The organism is Coleofasciculus sp. FACHB-712, assembly GCF_014695635.1.
Classification (GTDB): domain Bacteria; phylum Cyanobacteriota; class Cyanobacteriia; order Cyanobacteriales; family FACHB-T130; genus FACHB-T130.
Window position 1 is genome coordinate 1 of the sequence record NZ_JACJOQ010000689.1, and the last position, 5,976, is coordinate 5,976.

Annotated in this window: 8 protein-coding genes and 1 pseudogene; 7 read left to right on the plus strand and 2 right to left on the minus strand. The window is 43.3% G+C overall.

The features are described from left to right. From H6F50_RS25725 to H6F50_RS25755, 7 genes and pseudogenes are all read left to right on the plus strand, one after another. Positions 1 to 513: pseudogene (locus tag H6F50_RS25725) on the plus strand (transposase); the annotation flags it as partial. 29 nt (positions 514 to 542) lie between these two features. After that, positions 543 to 737, plus strand: a complete 195-nt coding sequence (locus H6F50_RS25730) for a hypothetical protein (protein WP_190430895.1) — start codon at positions 543 to 545, stop codon at positions 735 to 737. 229 nt (positions 738 to 966) lie between these two features. Beyond that, positions 967 to 1,251, plus strand: a complete 285-nt coding sequence (locus H6F50_RS25735; RefSeq protein ID WP_190410579.1) for a TIGR02450 family Trp-rich protein — start codon at positions 967 to 969, stop codon at positions 1,249 to 1,251. An 8-nt stretch (positions 1,252 to 1,259) separates the two neighbouring features. Next, on the plus strand, positions 1,260 to 2,108 hold the full coding sequence (locus H6F50_RS25740; RefSeq protein WP_190430896.1) for an ABC transporter ATP-binding protein: 849 nt from the start codon (positions 1,260 to 1,262) through the stop codon (positions 2,106 to 2,108). A 93-nt stretch (positions 2,109 to 2,201) separates the two neighbouring features. Beyond that, entirely contained in the window at positions 2,202 to 2,690 is a 489-nt protein-coding gene (gene scpB / locus H6F50_RS25745) for an SMC-Scp complex subunit ScpB (RefSeq protein WP_190430900.1), read from the plus strand. Between the two features lie 141 nt (positions 2,691 to 2,831). After that, positions 2,832 to 3,188 carry a DUF760 domain-containing protein gene (locus H6F50_RS25750; RefSeq protein ID WP_190410577.1) on the plus strand — a complete coding sequence of 119 codons (357 nt, stop codon included), beginning with the start codon at positions 2,832 to 2,834 and terminating at the stop codon, positions 3,186 to 3,188. Positions 3,189 to 4,157: 969 nt separating this feature from the next. Next, positions 4,158 to 4,535: a rhodanese-like domain-containing protein gene (locus tag H6F50_RS25755; RefSeq protein ID WP_190430897.1), complete on the plus strand. Its 378-nt coding sequence runs from the start codon at positions 4,158 to 4,160 to the stop codon at positions 4,533 to 4,535. A 126-nt stretch (positions 4,536 to 4,661) separates the two neighbouring features. On the opposite strand, the gene H6F50_RS25760 is transcribed toward H6F50_RS25755, so the two are convergent. Further along, positions 4,662 to 5,285 (minus strand): ribonuclease D, encoded by a 624-nt coding sequence (locus H6F50_RS25760; RefSeq protein ID WP_190430898.1) that lies wholly within the window; start codon positions 5,283 to 5,285, stop codon positions 4,662 to 4,664. 10 nt (positions 5,286 to 5,295) lie between these two features. After that, positions 5,296 to 5,838, minus strand: a complete 543-nt coding sequence (locus H6F50_RS25765; protein ID WP_190430899.1) for a CAP domain-containing protein — start codon at positions 5,836 to 5,838, stop codon at positions 5,296 to 5,298. Between the last annotated feature and the right edge of the window lie 138 nt (positions 5,839 to 5,976).

Consider the following 5,976-nt stretch of genomic DNA (forward strand, 5'->3'; position numbering starts at 1 on the left):
CAGTGGCAAAGTTTAGAGCAAAGCACTAATCCTTTTGCTGTCATCATCATGGCTCATCTGAAAGCACAGGCAACGCGCCGCAATCCCGAAGGACGGTTAGAGTGGAAATTGAGCCTAGTTCGAGGGCTATATGAACGAGGCTACAGCCGGGAAAACATCCTAGAGTTGTTCCGGTTGATTGAGTGGATGATGGTGTTACCAGAGGAATTGCAGTTTGGGTTTGAAGAAACACTGAGTCGTTACGAGGAGGAAAGAAGAATGCCGTTTATCACTCCAATTGAACGGAGAGGCATCCGCAAGGGAATCTTACAAACTTCTAGAGAGAATATCATTGAAGTTCTGGAGACGCGGTTTGAAACGGTGCCTAGCTTAATTGTCGAGAGCGTCACTAGCATAGAAGATCCAGCTTTGCTAAAACAGCTTCATAGACGGGCAATTACAATCAGATCGGTGGAAGAATTCCAACAAGCGATCGCCCAGCTTACCTCTCAGGAAGAATCGGAAACAGCTTAAAGTCACAATTTTTAAACGGAGATTAATTCATGACTGAAGAACCCATATTCAACATTAACGAAGAAATGTATGAGACGCTGTTAGAATTTCAGCAGCAAATTGAAGCAGGCGAAGTCGAATCACCAGCGGAAACCACACAAGAACAAGAGAATCTCGACACGGCTAGAGAATCTCTAGAAAATGTTTACTTGGCTGAGAGTGATTCAAAACACCCTCTTGAGTAAAGCCAGTAGTAGGATGCGATCGCGCTTGTGAGGGATGGGAAGAGCGAACCGACAGGTCGGCACTTCGCTATCGCATCCTTCACTTCTTCATTCGTCTCGTCTGTTGCGTGCGTAAAATCAAGAGCAAATTGTCCTGATGATGCCGTGCAATAAATCTAATTCAGAAGTGCCAAAAATCTAGCAACATGATTTAGTATTTTTTGTTGAAAAATATTTTATTAAGTAGAAAATGCAGAAAAAACAAAAATTTCCCTACTTAGTTGGTTCCAAATGGACAGCCCAGCAAAAAACGTGGGGATGGCGACATTTTCAGGTAGTGAATCGCAAAAACCAAGGTAAGTTTGTTTTTGCAGAAATGGTTGCTTCCTGTGACCCAAATGTGCGTTTCTGGATTAACGCCAAGCTGCTAAAAAATCCCTCCCAGTGGCAAGCAGGCTGGCAATCTTTGCAAGAAATGGAGGAAAAGGAAAATAGCGAATTAAATATTGAAAGTCCAATCATTTCTAATTTTTAATAATTCCTATGACTGCTGTTTCCCTTGAGAACGTCCGCAAACTCTACAACAAAATCCCTGTCGTCAACGACCTCTGCTTTACGATTAAATCTGGAGAGATGTTTGGACTCCTTGGCCCTAACGGTGCAGGGAAATCTACGACAATTCGGATGCTAACCACATTGACAAAACCCAGTGAAGGTCAAATTGAGGTCGCTGGATATGATGTGGTACGACAACCTTTGCAGGTAAAACAAAATATTGGGGTGGTATTGCAACAAATCAGCGTGGATGCCGATTTGACGGTTTGGGAAAATATGGAACTGCATGGGCGGATGCACCATATTCCCCAGCACCAGCGACAGCAGGACATCGATCGATGGCTGGAATACGTGGAACTGGTAGACAGGCGAGATAGCCTGGTAAAAACCCTTTCAGGTGGCATGAAGCGCCGATTGCAGATTGCCAGAGCCTTATTGCATCAACCTTCTATTCTTTTTTTGGATGAGCCAACGGTGGGATTAGACCCGCAAACGCGCCGCCGTCTCTGGGAAATTATCCGAGATTTGAATAAGCAAGGGATGACGATGCTGCTGACGACTCATTATATGGATGAGGTGGAATATTTGTGCGATCGCATTGGTATCATGGATGCCGGTCAATTGATTGAGCTTGGCACCTTGCAACAGTTGCGCTCTAAACACGGCGAAGGGTTGGTGATGAAACAACAAGGAGATCGCTGGGAATACAAATTCTTCCCCAATCTGGAACAAGCCAACGCTTATCTTGACGCTGCACCGGATAAAACTGGTATGATGGTTCGCCCGTCCAATCTAGAAGATATTTTCGTTGAACTCACAGGACGCCAGCTAGACTAACCCATTTAGTCATTCGTCTTTTGTTCAGAGTCTCTTACCAATGACTGACTAATGACGAATGACCAATGACTGACTAATGACGAATGAGTAATGATGCCTCGCCTCGCCTCGAAAATTGAAGCTATTCTTTATCTCAAGGGTAAGCCGATCTCGGTTAGCGAAATTGCCGAATATGCTGAATGCGATCGCGATAACGCCGAAGATGCCCTGATTGAACTCATGACTGACTATGCTCACCGGGATAGCGCCCTAGAAGTGGTGGAAACGCCTGAAGGCTTTACCTTACAATTGCGCTCGCCCTTTCAAGGTTTGGTAGAGGCGTTAGTGCCACTAGACTTAGGGGTAGGAGCCTTGAGGACGCTGGCAGCGATCGCCCTCAAAAGCCCCATTACCCAATCTGAGTTGGTCGATTTGCGCGGTTCGGGAGCTTATCAGCACGTCCAGGAACTTGTCGAACTGGGTTTTATCCGCAAGCGCCGACAAGCCGATGGTCGTTCCTACTGGTTACAGGTTACGGAAAAATTTCATCAATATTTTGAAGTCGAACAACTCCCCCAACTGACTCAGCAGGATGTACCGTAAAACCAGCCATTTGGTGTTTCACAGAGCATATTTTTCAAAAAATCTCTCTATCGGCTTACATTTGATAACCAATAGTATGGAGTAGCCAAACAACACAATCGTTTACAGTAGAAGGAAAGCTACTCAAATCTTTTTATTCCAATGGTGTTTAACCCTGAATTGTTCGACCGCGAGCCTGAAGATGCACAAGTCAATCAGCTCCTCCAATATATTCAGCACCAATCTCCAGAAGTTTTAGCGCGAGTTGCCAAATCTGTCACGCCGGACATTAAGCAAATCGTCTCGCAGAACGTTCAGGGACTGGTGGGAATGCTTCCCTCAGAGAATTTTAATGTTCAAATTACGACTGACAGAGAAAATTTAGCAGGTCTATTGGCATCAGCCATGATGACTGGCTATTTCTTACGCCAGCTTGAACAACGGATGCAGCTGGATGAATCGTTGACTGGTTCTTCCCTGTCTCACAAACCTTCTAACAGCGAAAAATTCGCTGATTAAATTTAGTCAAATTCTCAGCGATATGTCATCTGCGATCGCAATTCTGTCTCTAGCTCAAGAGAGGATATTGTTTCGATGAGAAGTTATCGCCTATTTTTGGCATTTTAGGCGATCGCTTCGGTTAAAGTTGCTCGTTCCATTACCAACTTGCGATCGCATAGTTGGCAACTAGCCAATTGGCTTCCTATTTCAGGGAATTTCCCATCTGAACCTAAAAATAGTCTTAGCCGCCAGCCGCAAAAGCAGCCAATATCAAAATTGACAGTAAAAGACCCGGACTAAGCATCAGCGCTAAGGTTAACAGTTCATTGAATTCCATTTTCTTGCACCACTACTAAAGCTCATCTAATCGATAGCGATCCTAACACGGCAATCGTTTCTTCAGAAGCAATAAGCAGAATGAATTATGATTTCAAAATGTAATGAATTAGCTAGATTAAATATTTGAATTTAATCTAGCTAATTCATTACATTCTCTTCCTGCAATTCCCGAAACCTAACCCGGCTCCCCAAGCCCGGTTGGATTACTTTATGATGAGACGGATTTGACAGGGAACATTTTTACTTAATGCCAGTCCTGAAACACCTTATATTTTAAATCTTATTACAGCCATTTTCTATCAAGCATTTTTGCCTGATTTGCAGTTAAAATTTTCAGTTCATTGAAAAAAATTTCCTATAGTTTTATCAAAATGCCTTTGTTAAAGGTTATTTTGCGTTTAATGCAATTGAAAGTTCTCATAAAATAAATTTTAAAAAATACTTACTAATCAGCCAATACAGGAAAAGAAAATCTTAGATTTTTTCTAGCATTTATCGTCAAAGCTAATGATTATACTTTCTAAGTAATTTCACCTATACAAATAGGCATAAATTCCCTCAAGTGTAAATACTTTATCTATAAAAATTTGCAAATGTTAAAAATTATTGTTAAATTTCAGGGAACGCCATAGAAGATGATACCCAGCGATGAATAAGTTCTTTTGGATTATTCCGTCACCGCCAACGCTGCAAGCCCAATCTCGTGTTTATGACCTGAAAGCGCGGCTAGACTGGGGTGAACCGGCTTTGACGATTATTGATGTAAGCGATCGCAGCCAATTTAATATTAGCCACATCATGGGAGCTATCCCCATGCCGATGAACGAATTAGTCGATCGCGCCCTCACCAAATTGGAGCTCACCCGTGATATTTACATTTACGGTGAAACCGATGAAGAAACCGCAGTTGGTGCTACAAAACTGCGTGCGGCTGGCTATCAACAAGTGTCTGAAATCAGAGGGGGCGTAGCGGCGTGGAAAGCAGTAGGCTTTCCAGTTGAGACGATTCTGACTGCTAACTGTTAATAAATTGTGAACCAGGAATCGCGAATAGATCAGGAACGTAGATTTACTACCTATTTCTTGTGTAGGGGTATGGCATTACCATGCCCCTAGAGGACGTGAATTTTATAAGTTATTGTATCCACGTTTTTAGTGTTCAAAAATATCCTTATATTGCAGCAAATCCAAAGTCACAATCGTGGGCAAACATTCAAAACATTGCTGAGCAACTTCCCATCGCCCTTCGCGTTGCAGCATTACAACTAGTTTTTGTCGCACGCTGAGTAGATAACGAACATCATTCGCTGCATAGCGGAGTTGTTCTTCGGATAAGTTTGCAGCATTTCCCCAGTCTGAACTTTGAGCCGTTTTGTCGAGTTCTACCTTCTCTAACTCTTGCACCAACTCCTTCAAACCGTGGCGGGAAGTATAGGTGCGAGCAAGCTTGCTGGCAATTTTAGTACAAAAAATGGGAGTTACATGGATGCCTAAATTTTGCCGTAGTTGGGCAACATCGAAACGGGCAAAGTGAAATAGTTTTAGGACGTTGGGGGCTTCCATCAGTTGTTTTAAATTGGGAGCGTCTATCTGTCCTTTGGCAATTCGCACGACTGTAACGCGGTTTTGGGAGTCGCACAGCTGCACCAAGCATAAGCGATCGCGTTGGGGTATCAATCCCATTGTTTCAGTATCCACAGCGATCGCTGACTCTTGCAGATATTGAGACAATATCTCCTCGGAAAGGTCGCGATCGCATACTTGAAAATCTTCCAATTCTCTCTCCTTAGCGGCGTTTAATGAATATTTGAGTTAAGTAATACTCGCCCTTTGCGTTCTTGGCAACACCTACCCCAGTTAAATCATACTGACCTTGAATATTTTTCAGATGACCGGGGCTTTTTAGCCAACCTTCTACTGCTTGCTTGGCTGGATCGCTAAAGCCTTGATTGTATGCCACATTTTCAGATGCACCGCCATAAGAAATCGATTTACCAATTGCCTTCGCTCGCTGCTCAAATCCATTATGGCTGAAAGGAACCGCACCATTTGCCATTGCCTGACTGTGTGCCCTTGCCTCTTTGCTAATTCGAGGATCTAGCGTCAGAGGTGGCAAATTTTGGGACTTTCGATATTGGTTGATGAGTTCGTGAGTATACTCTTCCAAGGTTAGGAAATTACTAGAGGAACTAGGCGTGGGGCTTGGGGCGGTTGGTGATGTTTCATCTGGCGAAATTTCACCATCAGGGCTAGGGATCAAATCGCAGCCTCCAGCGCCAACAGCCAGGACAAGCATTCCGAAAACAAGCCCCGCAGCTAATTTTTGCATGAGTTCTGGATATATTTGAGAATCAATTTGGCAATTTTTTTAGGATGAGAATATAAATTTTCACTGTAGCAATTCTATTTTTTCAGCTATCTCTTCAGATTCCGGTTTCTTTTAAAAAGTCCGGGATCTCGCCTTCAC